At 47.1% G+C, this 16,975-nt stretch carries 9 protein-coding genes; all 9 read left to right on the forward strand.

Going from position 1 to position 16,975, the window contains the following annotated elements:
• Positions 1-87 precede the first annotated feature (87 nt).
• The 9 genes from addB (at position 88) to UQ64_RS02695 (ending at position 16,631) form a co-directional block, all read left to right on the forward strand.
• Positions 88-3,600: a helicase-exonuclease AddAB subunit AddB gene (gene addB / locus UQ64_RS02655; protein ID WP_060621979.1), complete on the forward strand. Its 3,513-nt coding sequence runs from the start codon at positions 88-90 to the stop codon at positions 3,598-3,600.
• On the forward strand, positions 3,597-7,724 hold the full coding sequence (gene addA, locus UQ64_RS02660) for a helicase-exonuclease AddAB subunit AddA (protein ID WP_060621980.1): 4,128 nt from the start codon (positions 3,597-3,599) through the stop codon (positions 7,722-7,724). Before addB ends, addA begins: the two co-directional genes overlap by 4 nt.
• A gap of 41 nt (positions 7,725-7,765) precedes the next feature.
• Complete coding sequence (locus UQ64_RS02665) at positions 7,766-8,947, forward strand: exonuclease SbcCD subunit D (protein ID WP_060621981.1); 1,182 nt, start codon at positions 7,766-7,768, stop codon at positions 8,945-8,947.
• Between the two features lies 1 nt (position 8,948).
• Entirely contained in the window at positions 8,949-12,365 is a 3,417-nt protein-coding gene (locus tag UQ64_RS02670; protein ID WP_060621982.1) for an AAA family ATPase, read from the forward strand.
• A 368-nt stretch (positions 12,366-12,733) separates the two neighbouring features.
• Positions 12,734-13,093 carry a histidine triad nucleotide-binding protein gene (locus UQ64_RS02675; protein ID WP_042130338.1) on the forward strand — a complete coding sequence of 120 codons (360 nt, stop codon included), beginning with the start codon at positions 12,734-12,736 and terminating at the stop codon, positions 13,091-13,093.
• Between the two features lie 139 nt (positions 13,094-13,232).
• Positions 13,233-13,406: a 30S ribosomal protein S21 gene (gene rpsU, locus UQ64_RS02680; protein WP_036657994.1), complete on the forward strand. Its 174-nt coding sequence runs from the start codon at positions 13,233-13,235 to the stop codon at positions 13,404-13,406.
• 15 nt (positions 13,407-13,421) lie between these two features.
• Positions 13,422-13,865, forward strand: a complete 444-nt coding sequence (locus tag UQ64_RS02685) for a GatB/YqeY domain-containing protein (RefSeq protein ID WP_060621983.1) — start codon at positions 13,422-13,424, stop codon at positions 13,863-13,865.
• An 899-nt stretch (positions 13,866-14,764) separates the two neighbouring features.
• Positions 14,765-15,169, forward strand: coding sequence for a hypothetical protein (locus tag UQ64_RS02690; RefSeq protein ID WP_060621984.1), 405 nt, complete (start codon positions 14,765-14,767; stop codon positions 15,167-15,169).
• A gap of 373 nt (positions 15,170-15,542) precedes the next feature.
• On the forward strand, positions 15,543-16,631 hold the full coding sequence (locus UQ64_RS02695) for a hypothetical protein (protein WP_060621985.1): 1,089 nt from the start codon (positions 15,543-15,545) through the stop codon (positions 16,629-16,631).
• The last annotated feature ends 344 nt before the right edge of the window (positions 16,632-16,975 follow it).

The following is a 16,975-nucleotide window of genomic DNA, read 5'->3' on the forward strand; positions in this document are numbered from 1 at the left end:
AACTTTTTCAATTAAACATCATCAAACGGTGAATATTTCACCTTATATCTTATACATTTTCTCCGCTACGGAAGGAGTCTATCATTTATGTCGGTAACCTTTTTACTAGGCCGCTCGGGCAGCGGCAAGACAACAAAAATATGGGAGTCTATCTCTTCTTCATTAGAGAAGGAGCCTCTTGGCGCACCGATCATTATTCTTGTACCGGAACAAGGTTCCTTTGGAGCAGAACGGGGGCTTCTGACCGTAGGGAACGTAAAGGGAAGCATTCGGGCGCAGACACTAAGCTTTTCTCGGCTTGCCTATCGAGTGAAACAGGAAACTGGAGGCAGCGCTAGTCTGCCTATCAGTGAAGAAGGTAAAAAGATGTTAATTTACAAAATCATCCGTCGTCGCAAAGAGGAACTGAAATTGTTCGGTGCCTCTGCAGACAGACCGGGTTTTGTGGAACGGCTTAATCAACTGCATACGGAGATGAAGCGTTGCTGCTTGGCTTCCTCTGATTTAGAGGAGCAGTTATCCGCAATGCGAGGCGCTATTGCAAAAAGTCCTATTCTTGAAGGCAAGCTGGATGATTTACAGCTGGTATTCAGCGATCTAGAGAAGGAGATGTCACGTCTCTACATCGATGAAGAGGATCGTTTAGCGGAACTAGCTGAGCATATTCCTGACTCCTCCTACATTCATGGAGCGGAGATTTGGGTAGATGGGTTCCACGGCTTTACCCCGCAGGAATTCGTAGTGCTTCGAGAATTGATGCAGCAAGCGTCGAAGCTGACCGTCTCCCTTACGCTTGATCGTTCGTATCCCTATGGAGATCAGTTGAATGAGCTAGAATTATTTCACCCAACTGCGGTTACTTACATTAAACTGCGTGGAATAGCCGAAGAGCTAGGCATCGATGTGTGGGACGAGCTTCTGGAGCCAGCGGTTCTTCCGCGTTTTGAAGAAAGTCCTGTTCTTGCTCATCTCGAAAGGGGATATGACCGCCGAAAGATCTGGATGGGTGCAGATGAACTGGCAAATGAAGCGATATCTATAGGCGCGGCAGTTTCTCACAGAGCAGAGGTTGAGGGAGCACTACGTGAAATGATCAGGCTGGCACGGGATGAAGGTGCAAAATATGGCGAGATGGCCGTATTGATGCGTAATATTGGAGATTACGAGCAACTGATTAAACCTTTGTTCCAAGATTACGGAGTGCCATTTTTTCTGGACCAGAAGGTAAATGAGCTACACCATCCATTGGTGGAGTTTGTACGTTCAGCACTGGATGTGGTGCGCCGACGTTGGCGTTACGAGGATGTATTTCGCTGCGTAAAGACGGATCTTTTGCGACCGCTGGATGGTAGTATTACGCGTGAGGATATGGATGCCTTAGAGAATTATGTGCTGGCTTGCGGGATTCAGGGGTATCGCTGGACGGATGGCCGCTCATGGAAAGGGATTCCTAGCTTGTCGCTTGAAGGCGGCAGACAGATGGATGAAGAACTGCTTGCTGCGATGGAGCGATGCCGTGCTAGTATAACGGATCCTCTATTTGCTTTTGAGAAACGGATACAGAAGAGTAGAAGCGGTCTTGAACTTTCTACCGCAGTGTACAAGCTGCTAGATGAAACGGATGTAGCTCGAAAGCTGGAGAAACTTAGCGTTGAAGCTATGGAGAAGGGGCAACCAGAGAAGGCTAGAGAACATAGTCAGCTGTGGGGTGCAGTGCTTGATCTGCTAGATCAGATCGTCGAAATGATGGGCAACGAAAGACTTGAATTTGATGTGTTCACTGGAGTCCTAGAGACAGGACTTGCAGAGCTTAAGATGGGACTTGTTCCTCCCGCGCTCGATCAAGTACTGGTTGGTAACATGGATCGGACTCGACCAACGGGAGTTAAATACGCTTTTTTGCTTGGATTTAATGAAGGTGTTGTGCCTGCGCAGTTTAAGGAAGATGGAATTCTCTCGGAAGGCGAACGCTCCGTGCTTGAGAACGCCGGTATGGAGCTTGCTCCTGGTGCTTCTCGTAAACTGCTGGACGAGCGGTTTTTGATCTATAATGCGCTAACGACAGGAAGTCGAAAGCTCTGGATTAGCTACGCCACTGCTGATGATGAGGGCAAGGCGCTTCTTCCCTCCGAGGTAATCCGTCATTTGCATAGAATGTTCCCAAGGGTTCAAGAGCACAGCTTATCCGCACTTCCCTCTGCAGGACTACCAGAAGAAGTCAGAGATTCTATTCACCTCGGTTACATTGGTCATCCAGAACAGAGTCTTCGTGCATTGATTATGCAGCTACGCCAGTGGCGCCAGGGGACGGAGATACCTGAATTATGGTGGGATGTGTATAACTGGTTCGCTGCTGATGATATTCGTAGTCTCGAATTGAAACGTCTGCTCAGTTCATTGTTCTATCGTAACGTGGGAACGAAGCTAAAGCGTGGAACAAGCCTTAGATTGTACGGTGGATCGACACTGCGAGGCAGTGTTTCCCGAATGGAGAAGTTTGTTGCCTGCTCCTTCTCCCATTTTGCATCCTATGGACTTAGACTGAAGGAACGCCAGCTATATAAGCTGCAAGCACCTGATATTGGACAACTGTTCCATGCTGCGTTAAGTGACATGGCGGTCAGACTGAAAGAAGAGGGCCGCGGCTGGGGAAGCTTGTCTCCAGAGGAGTGCCGGCGTGAGGCAAGTGAGACGGTAGAACGTTTATCGCCTATGCTGCAGGGTGAAATTCTGATGAGCTCTAAACGTTACGGATACATTTCACGTAAGCTAAAAAACATTGTTGGACGTGCTTCTGTAATTCTGGGCGAGCATGCCCGCCGAGGTAGCTTTGAGCCGGTAGGGCTGGAGCTGGATTTTGGACCGGATAAGGAGTTGCCTCCTTTAAGAATTACGCTGCCGAATGGCTGTGTGATGGAGGTAGTTGGACGGATTGACCGAGTAGACATGGCGCGTGGAGAGAATGGAATTCTTCTGCGAGTAATTGATTATAAATCGAGTCAAAAAGACCTCAAGCTGCACGAGGTGTACTATGGATTATCGCTACAGATGCTGACCTATCTGGATGTGCTGCTTACGTACTCTGAGCAATGGCTTGGGCAGCCGGCACTTCCAGCAGGGACGCTGTATTTCCATGTGCATGACCCACTGTTAACCTCATCTAATGGGATGAACAAGGAACAGGCAGAGCAAGAATTATTGAAACGCTTCAAGATGAAAGGGCTGCTTACAGCAGACCGTGAGGTTGTATCTCTAATGGATACAACTTTAGATAAAGGGTATTCTTCTATCGTGCCTGTAGCAGTAAAGGTTGATGGCAGCTTTTATAGTAGTGCTTCTGTAGCTACACCAGAGCAATGGGGGCACTTATTGTCTTCCGTTCGGGGAACGATCTCGGATATCGGGACTCGTATTACGGAAGGTGATGTGGCAATTGAGCCCTATCGGATTGGGCAAGAGACAGCCTGCACATTCTGTTCCTTTAGACCCGTCTGCCAGTTCGATGAAGCCGTGGAAGGCAATGGCTACAACAATCTGGGTAAGCCAGGGAAGGACGTCATTTGGGATCTGCTGTCCCGTAAAGGAGGAACTACACCATGAGTATTAAGCCTGGAATAGAAGCGAAACCGGAAGGAAGCGTATGGAGTGATGACCAGTGGCGCGCTATCGCTGAGAGCGGTGACGATATTCTTGTAGCTGCGGCAGCAGGCTCCGGAAAGACGGCGGTGCTGGTAGAACGGATTATTCGCAAGATTAGCAAAGAAGAGAACGGTTTCAGCGTAGACAGATTGCTAGTAGCTACGTTTACCAAAGCTGCTGCTGCCGAGATGCGCCAGCGGATCAGGGAAGCACTTGATCGGGAGCTGGAGGAGAATGGAGAGAATGATCATTTACGCCGTCAGCTGTCATTGCTTGGGAAAGCTTCGATTACAACACTACACTCTTTCTGTCTGGAAGTGATCCGGCGTTACTATCAGATTATTCCGATAGATCCCGGTTTCCGTATCCTGAACGAACATGAAGCAGAAATGATGCGACAGGAGCTGCTTCAAGAGCTGCTGGAGGAAAAATATGGTGAAGCAGGCGCGGATGGCGAGGATAGCGTATTTATACAGCTTGCTGACTGGTTCAGTGGTGAGCGCAGCGATGATGCAGTACATGCGCTCATACAGCGACTGCATGATTATGCCCGCAGCCATCCTTGGCCAGAGCAGTGGCTTCGTGATACCGCAGCAGATTTCTCATTACCAGACACAGGAAGTCTGGGCCGAACACCGTGGGTGCTAAGTATCCTAGAAGAAGCGAAGCTTACCCTTGCGGGTGCAGCCAGTCAGCTTATCCAAGGTAGGGAGATCGCACTACAACCGGGTGGTCCGGCGCCATATGCCGAGAATTTTACGGCTGATCTTGAGATGGTAAATGCATTGCAGGAGGCTGTAAATGAACGGCCCTGGGCAGAATTATATGATATTTTTATGGAAGTATACTTTGGAAAACTGAAAGCTTGTAAGAAGGATTCGACAGATCCTGGACTGCAGGAAATGGTTAAAGAACTGCGCGACAGTGTGAAGAAGAGTATTTTAGATCTTCAGAAGGCATTGTTTGGTCGTCCTGCAGATGTTTTTTTGAGAGAACTTAACGAGGCGGCTCCTCTTATGGCAGAGCTTGCTGAGACGGTGATAGCGTTCGGTGAACGTTATCGAATCGAAAAAGCAGGACGGGGTCTAGTCGACTTCAGTGATTTGGAGCATTATTGTCTGCAAATTTTACGCCATCCAGAATCTCTGCCAGGCCATTCCCTGCCTTCTGATGCAGCGATGGAGTACCGTGCTCAATTCGATGAGGTTCTGCTGGATGAATATCAGGATACGAATAGTGTACAGGAAGAGATTGTACGGTTAATATCTCGTGAAACACCTGGTAACCGATTTATGGTCGGAGATATGAAGCAAAGTATTTATCGATTTCGTCTCGCGGAGCCGGGGCTGTTTCTGGATAAATACCGTAGCTTTGGCGCAAACCATGCCGGAAGTGGCAGTAATGTAGCAGGCGAATCCGAGTTAAGCGAGTTATCTGAGAAGCCTAATGATTCGTCTGGCGGTTCGGTTATCGATCTAGCCCGTAATTTCCGTAGTCGTATGGAGGTTGTAAATGCCGTAAATATGATTTTTCGGCAGATTATGAACGAGACGGTGGCGGAGATTAATTATGACGAACGTGCTGAGCTTGTGTATGGTGCGAATTTCCCGGGTGCAGCAGAGAAGGGGCCAGATACTTTTTTTGCGCCAGAGCTATTGTTGATCGATCGCGGAGCGGCAGCGGGTAAAGTAGAAGAGACTGCTGAGGACGGTGAGACTCCACTTCAGGAAAGTGAAGCCATTGAGAGTGAGACTGCGCAGCTGGAAGCACGGGCGATTGCTCGGCGTATATCACAGATGACTGGCCAGAATGGCGGATCTCCGCTGCTGATTTATGATAAAGGGCTTAAGATTATGCGCCCAGTGATTTATGGTGATATCGTGATTTTGCTTCGTTCGGCGAGAATATGGACCCCTTTAATCATTGAAGAGCTTCGTATGGAAGGAATCCCTGCTTACGGAGATCTGAATAAAGGATATTTTGAAGCCACAGAAGTAGAAATTGCGCTCTCACTCTTAAAAATAGTCGATAACCCTCAGCAGGATATTCCACTTGCTGGCGTGCTTCGTTCACCTGTTGTTGGTTTAACTGAAGAGGAACTGGCTACGGTTCGGATGTGCAGCCATGGTTCTTTCTATCGTGCTGTACAAGTGGCAGCGAACATGAAAAATGCAAAAGAAGCTGAGGAAGAATATGATCTTTTCTCGGCTCATGCGATAGAAACAGCAAGTACAGCGGAAGAGGAAGTTACCTCAGATAATAACGATGAAATCATTAATGACGTGGAATCTGGAAGTGGGGCTTTACCGCAAATCAGCCTTAAGCTGAAGCATAAGCTTAAGAATTTTATAGAACGGCTTGAACGCTGGAGAGATGCGGCTAGACAAGGCAGTCTCAGTGAGCTGATCTGGCGTATTTATGGTGAGAGCGGCTATCTGGAGTGGGTTGGAGGCTTGCCTGGAGGCTCGCAGCGACAGAACAATCTTAAAGCTTTGTATGATCGGGCTGTTCAATTTGAGAATGATACTGCGGCGCGTGGGCTGTTCCGTTTTCTGGTGTTCATTTCACGGCTTCGTGAGAATGGCGGAGATCTTGGTGTAGCTGGTGGTGGCGGTGAAGAGGGCAATGGGGTCAGAATTATGACCATCCATAAATCCAAAGGCTTGGAGTTTCCTGTTGTTTTTATAGCGGGTATGGCGAAGCAGTTTAATCGGCAGGATTTGCATTCTCCTTTCCTGATGCACAAAGAGCTTGGCTTCGGGCCACGTTTTGTGGAGCGGGAAACACGGGTCAGCTACCCAACGCTTCCTTATTTGGCTATTAATCGTCGTACACGACTTGAATTATTGGCTGAGGAAATGCGGGTATTATATGTAGCTTTAACTCGTCCGAGAGATAAGATGATTCTAGTCGGTACCGTAAGAGATTTACCACGGAAAATTGCTAGCTGGAGCAGTGTGCAGAATCGGAATGAGCTACTGCTTGCTGATCATTTACTAGCCCGGGGTCGCAGCTATCTGGATTGGGTTGGACCAGCATTGATCCGGCATCCGGCGGCGGCTATTCTTCGTAAGCTAGGCGGTTCTGAAGGTACCGTCTCGACAGTGCTGCACAGCGATGTCTCGAACTGGAGCATCAGTGTGCAGAATGCTTCCGAACTGAATTCCGGGGCATTCCTTCCTTCGGATAACTCAGAGGACAAGGCAGAAGAACGTCAATCTGTACTCAAGGCGCTGCAAAAAGGTGAATCTGTAAGCGTCTATGGATCAGAGAATAGCGAAGAAATTGCTAGAAGACTAGAATGGCCTTATCCGTATGCGGCTGCCTCTGGTATTCCTGCCAAAACCTCTGTTACGGAGTTAAAAGCTTTATTGTCGATGCAGGACCAGCCTTCTTATGATCTCCTAGAGGAAAGCAGCTATCCTGCTAACTCAACAGAAAACAATAAACGTCCAAATGAAGCAGGAGCAGACAGTCTTCATTTGCGGCGTCCGAAATTTATGGAAAAGCGCAGCCTAACCCCAGCTGAGCGCGGGACAGCCTACCATACGGTTATGCAGCATATTCCGCTGGAGGGTTCAGTTGATCCTAAAGTTGTGGAAGAAACATTAGCCCGCCTGCAGAGAGTGGCTATTCTAACTGCTGAGCAGGTGGAGGCAGTGGCTCCCGAGCAGATAGAGGCTTTTTATACGAATGAACTTGGTCGTAGATTAATAGATTCTACTTGGAAGCTTAGAGAAATGCCGTTCAGTTATATGGTTTCCGCAGGCGAAGCTTATCGAGGGCTTGATTATATGAATAAAGCCGTCTCAGAGCTAAGCCCTGAGAATAATAATGAAGGCTTTAGTGAAGCTGTGCTGATCCAAGGGGTGATTGACTGCCTGTTCCGTGAAGAAGAGCGGATCATTCTGCTAGACTATAAGACGGACTCTGTATTAGAACATCAGGGTGGTTTAGAAGCGCTTAAGGAAAAGTATCGTTTTCAGCTAGAGTTATACAGCAAGGCATTACATGATATTTTGGGAGAACCGATCAGCGAGATTTGGCTGTACTTTTTTGACGGCGATCATGCTGTGAAATTATAAATCTATTCATTGCCGCATAGGAGCGGGGAAAGAGGACGAAGATGCGGATATTGCATACGGGGGATTGGCACCTTGGCCGTACGCTGGAAGGAAGAAGCCGGCAGAAGGAGCAAGAGCAGTTCATAGATGAATTGGTGGAGATCGCCGATTTTCATAAAGTGGATTTGATTCTGATGGCGGGAGATGTGTACGATTCCGTTAATCCACCAGCGGCTTCAGAACAACTATTCTATGAGGCAGCTGCAAGGCTGACTTCAGGAGGCAGACCACTTGTTGTGATCGCCGGAAATCATGACCAACCGGAGCGCGTATCTTCAGTTTCCCCGCTTGTTTTAAGACAGGGGATTACATTGGTTGGACTTCCTACCTCTGAGCCGGTGACTGTTCATGCTGCGCGCACAGGTGAGATAGCTAAAATAGCAGCCCTTCCCTATCCCTCAGAGGCACGTCTCGGTGAGCTACTTGCAGGGGATAGCGGAGAAGAGGAGCTTCGACTGGCTTACAGCGCACGGGTAGGCAAGCTCATGCAGCTATTGGGACGGGAATTCACGTCGCAGACCGTAAATTTAGCGATGAGCCATATTTATGTGCTTGGTGGGGTGGAAAGTGATTCAGAACGTCCGATTCAAGTGGGCGGAGCGTATACCGTTGATCCTTCTGCTTTGGCTTGTGGAGCGCAATATACTGCACTAGGTCATCTTCATCGCGCTCAGCGTGTCAAAGGGGAAGGAATGATCCGTTACAGCGGGTCCCCGCTGGCATACAGTTTTTCTGAAGCAGGACAAGCCAAGTCGGTGACGTTGATTGATGTTGCGCCGGGCGGTGAGCCAACCTTCGAAGAAATTTATCTTCGCTGTGGGCGTCCGCTTGTAAGATGGAGCTCCACTGGTGGATTGCAGGAGGTATATAACTGGCTGGATGAAGGTAGAGATGCTTCTGCTTTTATAGATTTGGAGATTCGGCTTAGTGAAGCCATGTCGATGAATGATATACAGCGCCTGCGCAAGTCACGCGAGGGAATTATTCATATTCGTCCAATTTACCCGCAAATGGAGATGGAGCTCGAACAGACTTCCCGTTCGCGTATGCCGGTGCAAGAATTGTTCCGTAAATTCTATCAGCGTCAGACAGGTGGAGCGGAACCGGAAGATAGCTTGATAGAGCTGTTCTTACAGCTAACCGAAGAAGAACGGCGTCAGCCGGAGGAAGGAGAGGAGAACTAAGGTGAAGCCTATTCTATTAAAAGTAGCAGGATTACAGAGTTATAGAGAAATGCAAGAAATAGATTTTGAAAGTCTGTGTGAGACGGGTCTGTTTGGGATTTTTGGACCTACGGGCAGCGGCAAGTCTAGCTTGCTGGATGCTATTACTTTGGCGATGTATGGGAAAGTGGAACGCGCCGTTAATGGAACACAGGGGATTATGAACCACTCTGAAGATTCACTCAGCGTAGCGTTTACCTTTGAGCTCACTTCTTCCGCGGGGGCACATCGTTACCGGGTTGAACGTAAATTCAAACGTACAGGAGAGCAAACCGTCAGCAACACGATTAGCCGTTTCATCGAAATCACACCTGATGGAGATAACGTTATGGCGGATAAGCTCGCAGATGTTACGCGCTGTGTGGAGGAGCATATCGGTCTGAAAATGGATGACTTCACGCGAGCGGTTGTATTGCCGCAGGGAAAATTTGCCGAATTCTTATCACTTCGTGGCGTAGACCGCCGGCAAATGCTGCAGCGGCTGTTCCATCTGGAACAGTATGGCGATCAGCTGGCAATCAAGCTTAGCCGCCGGGTGAAGGAGAATGAGGCTGCGCTCCGCGCGCTGGAGGCGGAGCAGCAGGGTCTTGGCAGCGCAGGTAAAGGGGATGTAGAGGCAGCGGCAGAGCGCCTCGAGCAGGCCACCCTTTATGCTGCGGAATGCCGCCGCAAGCTGGAGTCGGCGCTGCAGGTCTCGGAGCGTTTCGCGCGTATTCGCGAGCTCCAAGAGGAACGGACCCGCCGCGAGTTGCAGCGGCAGGGTCTGCTCGCCAAGGAGGAGGAGATTCTCCTCCTTGAACAGAAGCTCGGCCAAGCTGACGAGGCCGAGGCAAGGCTTCCCGCGCTGAAAGCATGGCGCAGCGCGGAAGAAGCCTTTAAGAGCCGATTGGCCCGCGCAGAGGGCCAAGAGGTGCTGGCCGCCGCCGCCGAGCAGGAGGCAGCGCTTGCCGCAGCCGCTGCGGCTGCTGCGCAGGCCGCGCTTGCGGCGGAAGAGCCGGCCCTCCGGGAGGGGGCCGGCACCTACCGCCGCGCGCTCGAGCTCGAGTCCGAGCTCGGGGCGCTGCGGCGCGAACTCGCGGCTCTGCGCGAGCGCCGCGAAGAGGCCTCCCGCAAGCTGGCGGAGCTGCGGGAGGGCATGGCCCGGGAGCGTGAGCTTTTGGCCAAGGGCCAAAAGCGCCAGCAAGAGCTGCAGCAGAGCTTGCAGCCGCTCGGTGTCCGCTCCCAGGAGCGGCAGTCTCTGCAAGAAGCGATGCAGAGACTGCAAGGGCTGCACTCCGCCGAATCCCAGTGGGATAAGGCGGAGAAGGAGCGCCGCGAGCGTGCCGCTGCACTTGCGGCTGCCCAGGCGCGACTCGCGGAGGCCGAGGGCCGTCGCGAGCTGCAGGAAGCTGCTCGCGGGCAACTGATCCGCGAGGCGGCGCTACATCAAGAGAAGCTGCTGGCAACAGAAGAAGCAGCGCGTGCCGCAGCGGAGAATCTGGAGCAACAAGTCATTGCTTGGGAAGCAGCTATGAAGGATCAAGAGCTTCACAGACTGTCGCTTGCGCTCGCTAAGGAGCTGGAAGAAGGGCAGCCTTGCCCTGTATGTGGCAGCGAGCATCATCCTGCACCTGCATTATTGCAGGATAGCTTAGAGCAACAAGAACTGGAAATGAAGCTTCAACAAGTCCGGGCATTGTCCAGACGGGCGTTGGAGGCTCGTCATCTCTTCCGTAGTCTTCGAGAACAGGATCAAGTATGGCTGGAGCAGGTATTTGGAAATGAAGCTATCGAAGCGGCAAATCACCCTGCAGCTGCAGGTTCAGAAGTAAGTAGTGCAGTTGCTTCTTCTACCGATTTAATCATTCCAGATGAAAAAGCCTTGGCAGAACTTGAAGCTGCACATTTGGCATTAAAAGGACAGTCAGGTGAACTACGCCGAACTGCGGTACAGTGGCAGCAATCGATGCAGGAGGTCCAGCAGCTGTGCCTCAAAGAAGCGGCAGGTGTTGCAGGTGAGCGGAGCTGGGTAGAAGGAATTACTACCAGAGCTGAGGAACTCAGCGCCCATCTAACGGCTCTACGGCAGAACTGGGCACAGCAGTTCCCGGAACTGGCACCAGGAGAAGTGGAACAAGCTTACCGTGAACTGGTAGCTAAGGATGCACAAGCTGAAGAAATTAGATCCCGCCTTGATATCAGTGTCAAGTTTCTGGAAGAGAAAAGCGCTTCAGTGCAGAATCTTCAGGAGACCATAACGGGGCTGGATAAAGAGTTGGCCCAGTGGATCACACAGATCGAAGGCAAGGAAGAATTGCAGCTTGAAAAAGATCAGCGTCTACTGGAGTGGACGAATGGCCGTGCTGCTGCTTCTCTTCTAGCAGAGTGTGAAGGACGTTTGCAAGAATTGTTAACTGCTCTGGAGACAAGCAAGCAATCACATCTCGCAGCGGCGGAGAAGGCTCAGCATGAGATTAAGGAAGCCGCGATTACTCGTCAGGCTGCGGAATCTGCGCGTGAACATTACGTAGCAGCTACCAGTCATTGGGAACAAAGCTTGGCTTCTTCACCTTTTAGTTCATCCGCTGAGGTTGAAGGAGCAGCGCTCACACCTGAAGAACGGGAAATGGCTTCTTCCAGGGTACGTGCTCATCGTGCCGAAGAAGCTGAGGTCTCCTTGCAGCTGCGTAACATTGAAGAGAAGCTTGACGGGGCCAGCTTAAGTGAAGAGGAATGGCAAGTAAGCCAGGGGACCTTAAGAGAAAGTAAGGCTGAGGATGAAGGATCACTTCAGGCAAGAGCACGTGCAGAACGTGATCTGGAGGATCTGCGGCATCGACATATTCGCTGGATGGAGCTTGAAGCTCAGCGGATTGAGCACGCTTCTTTGCAAGATCAACTATCCAAACTGCAGACGGTTTTACGTGGGAATGCCTTTGTTGAGTACATTGCTGAGGAACAATTGATGCAGGTGTGCCAGTCCGCTTCTCAGCGGCTTCGTTTCCTGAGCAAGCAGCGCTACGCGCTGGAGGTTGATTCGGGTGGCGGCTTTGTCATCCGAGATGATGGGAACGGTGGTGTGAGAAGACCCGTCTCAACGCTGTCTGGTGGGGAGACCTTCCTTACATCCCTTTCACTGGCGCTTGCTCTTTCAGCTCAGATCCAACTCCGGGGACAATATCCGTTGCAATTTTTCTTCCTAGATGAAGGGTTTGGAACGCTTGACCCAGAGCTACTGGATACAGTGATTACTTCACTTGAAAGGTTGCACAACGATCAGTTGTCAGTCGGCATTATTAGCCACGTTCCAGAGCTTCGAGCAAGGTTGCCGCGCAAGCTGGTAGTAGTTCCTGCTGAACAGGGTGGAGGGGGATCACGTATCCTTTTGGAAAAAATGTGAAGAAGTTTTATGTGTGTGATTGATATCACAGATACAGTATCATCGCGCTGTTATAATACAGCTAAGCCGACATTACTTTAGAAACACCTCGGCGGACGTATGACCGGGAATGTAGTCCTTTTCATACGTCCGCCGCCGAATCAGCTTTATAAGCTGTGAAGGGTGTTTCTCTTTTTTTTTGCCTTTTTTAGACCCGACGGGTGTATATATAGCTCTGTTCCATTTGTTAACGGATTTCTTTCTGTAATAGATACAGTTTAAGGATGTAGATTTTGAATCTTCTAGCGTCTTTCGTAATTGGTGATTATCCTGTATGATTATCTTATGATGAAGCGAAATTTCACCAATTTTTAGGAGGCAAGCACTCTATGGAGACCGTGTTTAGCAAAATTATTGAGGGTACTATTCCTTCCAAAAAAGTATTTGAGAACGAACGTATTCTTGCATTCTACGACATCGAGCCGGCTGCACCGGTACATGTGTTGATCATTCCAAAGAAGTTCATTGCTTCCATGAATGATGTCACACCTGAGGATCTTCCGCTGATTGCAGAAATTCACAGTGTAGCGCAACAGATCGCTATCGACCTTGGGATTGCCGAGTCTGGTTATCGTTTGATCAATAATTGTGGTCCGGATAGTGGACAAGCTGTGCCTCATCTTCATTATCATTTGCTTGGTGGGGCCAAGCTGGGAGCCCTCACAGGAAACTCAGCTTCTCACGCATAGTACAATCATTAAATGTTGAAGAACTTGCCAGAAAAAAAGAATAACACGAAGGTTGACACCCTATTTCCGTTTGACCTATAATGGAATTTGATAAACCGTGTTATGCTCTTGGACGGTATGGTCGGAGGGAGGGGAAACTGTGTCTGAAACGAAAGTTCGCAAAAACGAGACAATTGATGCTGCACTTCGTCGCTTTAAACGTTCCATCGCAAAAGATGGTGTCTTGGCTGAGGTGAAGAAACGCAAACATTACGAAAAGCCAAGCGTTAAGAAAAAGCTGAAGTCTGAGGCTGCTCGTAAGAGAAAGTTTTAGGAGGATTACCCACGCATGAATCTTAGCGAGAGATTGAACGAAGATATGAAGCAAGCGATGAAGAGTAAGGACAAGTTCACGCTCTCCACGATTCGAATGGTTCGTTCTACAATAAAGTATCTTGAAATAGATTTGAAGAGAACATTGGACGACAACGAAGTGCTTGATATCCTTAGTCGTGAAATCAAACAGCGCAAAGATGCCCTCCAAGAATTTGAATCAGCGGGTCGCGAAGAGCTTGCCGCGAGTACGAAGGCAGAAATCGGGATTATTATTAAGTATCTTCCCGAGCAACTTTCCGAAGAAGAAATTAAAGCAATTGTACAGCAGACCATCCAGGAAACCGGTGCTTCTTCGAAAAGTGAAATGGGTAAGGTCATGAGCGCACTGATGCCTAAGGTCAAAGGTCGCGCCGATGGTAAACTCGTGAACCAAGCGGTTCAGCAATTTCTGCAATAAATTAGTGAAAGCCCTCCTTGTGTTAAAGGGGGGCTTTTTCTTTTAAGTTTTATAATAGCATATTCTAAGTAGTTTAGATTAACTCGAAAATCGAATTAACATATTGCAACGAATGGTGGAGGATATCGAATAAAAAAGGCTTGAACTAGCGCACTAGAACGAAAGGAAGCACCAAACTTTTATATTCTATCTTTTTCATTCTTCTCTTGATTGCAAGAAAAAATAGCATAGCTACTGTGTTACAGATACAAAAAGATTGCTAAACATCTAAGAGCGGGATTACTTATAAGTACTGATATACGAATCAAATTTGGTGGAGTGACTTAGTGCAGTATCCGACTCCAGCATTAAAAATTAGATTATGAAGATAAGATGTTTGTAATCACTTTGAAAGTGTTCTTTAATTTGCACAAGGTCCTTCAACTGTTTTTCTATGATATGGAACAGATACCATAGAAAATTTTCATGAGATTTATTGTTTAATATCTATTTTAAAAAGTAAGATTTATCAGTGATAATACCGATTTTTCTAAATGTAAAAAAAATTCACTTTCAGAGTATGAAAAAATAAAAAAAATGGTGTGCTATAACAAAAAATGTAGAAATATGTGATTTCTTGAGTTAAATGTAATGATATATATAAGGGTGCTTTTAATGATATTTCTTTGAATAAATTCAGAGACTGTGAGGGCGTAGATTCTAAATAATAGGATTATTCTAACACCAGCTTTTCATAGCATCCCGTGACGGTAAGGAGTTGGTTTATAAGGAATAGATAAAAAGACGAAATTTTTGATGATGTTAAATATTAATAAATCAGAGCAAACCAGAAGCCCCTTAAGAGATTGGTTCTTACAACAGAACTTTTCTCGTCTTATAAAATTAGAGGAGGAGTTAACATGAAATTCAACAAAAAAATGATTGCTGGAATTACTGCTACTATTGCTTGTTTGTCCTTGGCATCAGTACCTGTGTTTGCAAATACGGACACCACTAGTACACAAGGTTATGGGACGTTGAAAGGAAACTTATCGGCTGAGAGTTACGGTGCTTATTTTCATACGATGGTAGATCAAAATAATGACAACGCTTACTTGACGATAAAAGGAACAGTGCAAAATCAGAATGGTAGTACAATCGCTACGAAACAGCAAGTTAACAGTGCTAGGGGGCAGACCTTTTTCTCAGATAATTTGTCACCGTTGCCAGCGAATAGTTACGCTGTTTATGGGACGCATGGTGTACAAGGTGGAAACACGTATGGAGCTGCTGCTGTATACACTTACACAAATATAGGCGGTTAATTATAAAAATTTTCTGAAGTATGTTTATGTCATGCAAATAGAGTGAAACATTCTCTTTTTGCATGTACATAAACATTTTTCTCTATTTGAATTGAATTTTAAAGTGCAAAAAAACTCCACTTTTTTGCTTTCCTTAGCATAAAAACTATATTGAAGGTGAATTCAGCCAAATCGAAAACTAAATCTTAATTAAGTCTGGTATTTGTGGAACTTTCAGGATATTTGAAATCTAAATCAAATTCATATCATCAGTTAGCTCAATCTCTAAACAACGAAGCCTTGTTTAGGTTGCATAACTCTAAAGTCGTAAAAATAACACTTTATAAGGGAATATAGTACCCTTTGACAAGAGAATAAGAAAGGAGATCGGATTATGAAGAAATTCTTGGGTTATAAACTAGCAATATTACTAACATGCATTTTTATTCTAACGACAGCTTGTTCCTCTGGAAACCTTAAGGCTGTCAATTCTAGTACTACTAATGAGGTTGAGTCTGGTACCCAGGGAGTCCACTCACAGAATCCGTTTGAGGCGAACGAACACAATGTAGTCGTCTTAGGTAGTATAAGCCATCGTGCATCAAATTTGAGGATTGATGAAACGGGAGGGATACAACCCTTCCAATATGATGGTAGTGAACTGAAAATCGATTATCAGGTGTCCGCATCGGGAAAAGCCAAAAATGTGGGGTTCCTTCTCTTTATTAACGGTCAGCCACAGCCTTATAAATTTAATTCAGCCGAAGTTCCTTATGAGTATATGCATATTTTCGATCTAAAAGAGGATAATCAGGATACCACATTTACTTTTGTATTCACTCCAGTTACTGGGAAGAAAGGGCAAACCTTGCCTATAAGATTCGTCAGCATATACAATCCAGCCTTTTCTCCAGATATGAAAGGTACCTCTTCTTATGGTGGTTATCAGACAACATTGGAGGCAGAGGGCAAGATATTCTTTAATAAAGATGTAGTTGCGCTGGATGTCTCTTCAAATTTGCAGCAGAAGGAGCTAAGGAATGTCTGGCAATCAACAGAATTGGTAACAGAAGAACTGCTGGAAAGGTACAGTGGGATTGATAAGGTAGGTATGGATATGTTGGACCAAAAGGTGTATAGCGAACTGTACGTAAACGGTGCTATGCAACAAGATTATTTGCAGGTCAATGATAGCGGCACACTTCATGTGACCTTCAAATTGTTCGGCCATCCAGGGGTGCATTACAGAAATACTTTTTATCTCAACCATGAAGCTTTAACCAGTCTGGAAGGTACCTCCTTTGAAACAATACTGACTAAGGGAAATGTTGAGATGCTCGGTGCCGAAATTAGTCTGGAGAAATTGGACGATTTTAGCACTTTTTATGTTGTTTCTGTTCCGGTAAATGCAGAGGATTTTCCTAATGATGTGATCATTTTGGAAAAGTCACCGTCCTTGTTACTTTACAAGGGAAAGGAATGAGGCAGATGTTGAGAACAAGTAAAGAAGTACTTTCCTAGCGATTGCAGTTCTCTGTTAAGTAAAGCAAACCCAAATGGAATCATATATACCGCTGAGTCAGAACCATTACATTTAAAGAGTACTCAGGTTCCTATTTAGGAAGAGATGCAAATGAAAATAAATATTATGAGAAGGTAGAGACATTTTTAACAAGGATCGAATTCAAATTTCCTTTTCAATGCCAGATTGCATTATATAATCTGAAACCGACATATTAAGCAATTGATTGAAGCGGCGAAGGATATTTTGGAGTCAGCGAATCCTATCAATACAACTATGTGTATCAGAGTTTGAAATTACCATTT

This window comes from Paenibacillus etheri, from assembly GCF_001012825.1.
GTDB classification, from domain to species: domain Bacteria; phylum Bacillota; class Bacilli; order Paenibacillales; family Paenibacillaceae; genus Paenibacillus_AQ; species Paenibacillus_AQ etheri.

Excerpts from the sequence above, each read along its gene's own strand:
- addB (WP_060621979.1), top strand. The coding sequence starts at position 88 with ATGTCGGTAACCTTTTTACTAGGCCGCTCGGGCAGCGGCAAGACAACA.
- addA (WP_060621980.1), top strand. The coding sequence starts at position 3,597 with ATGAGTATTAAGCCTGGAATAGAAGCGAAACCGGAAGGAAGCGTATGG.
- UQ64_RS02665 (WP_060621981.1), top strand. The coding sequence starts at position 7,766 with ATGCGGATATTGCATACGGGGGATTGGCACCTTGGCCGTACGCTGGAA.
- UQ64_RS02675 (WP_042130338.1), top strand. The coding sequence starts at position 12,734 with ATGGAGACCGTGTTTAGCAAAATTATTGAGGGTACTATTCCTTCCAAA.
- UQ64_RS02685 (WP_060621983.1), top strand. The coding sequence starts at position 13,422 with ATGAATCTTAGCGAGAGATTGAACGAAGATATGAAGCAAGCGATGAAG.
- UQ64_RS02690 (WP_060621984.1), top strand. The coding sequence starts at position 14,765 with ATGAAATTCAACAAAAAAATGATTGCTGGAATTACTGCTACTATTGCT.
- UQ64_RS02695 (WP_060621985.1), top strand. The coding sequence starts at position 15,543 with ATGAAGAAATTCTTGGGTTATAAACTAGCAATATTACTAACATGCATT.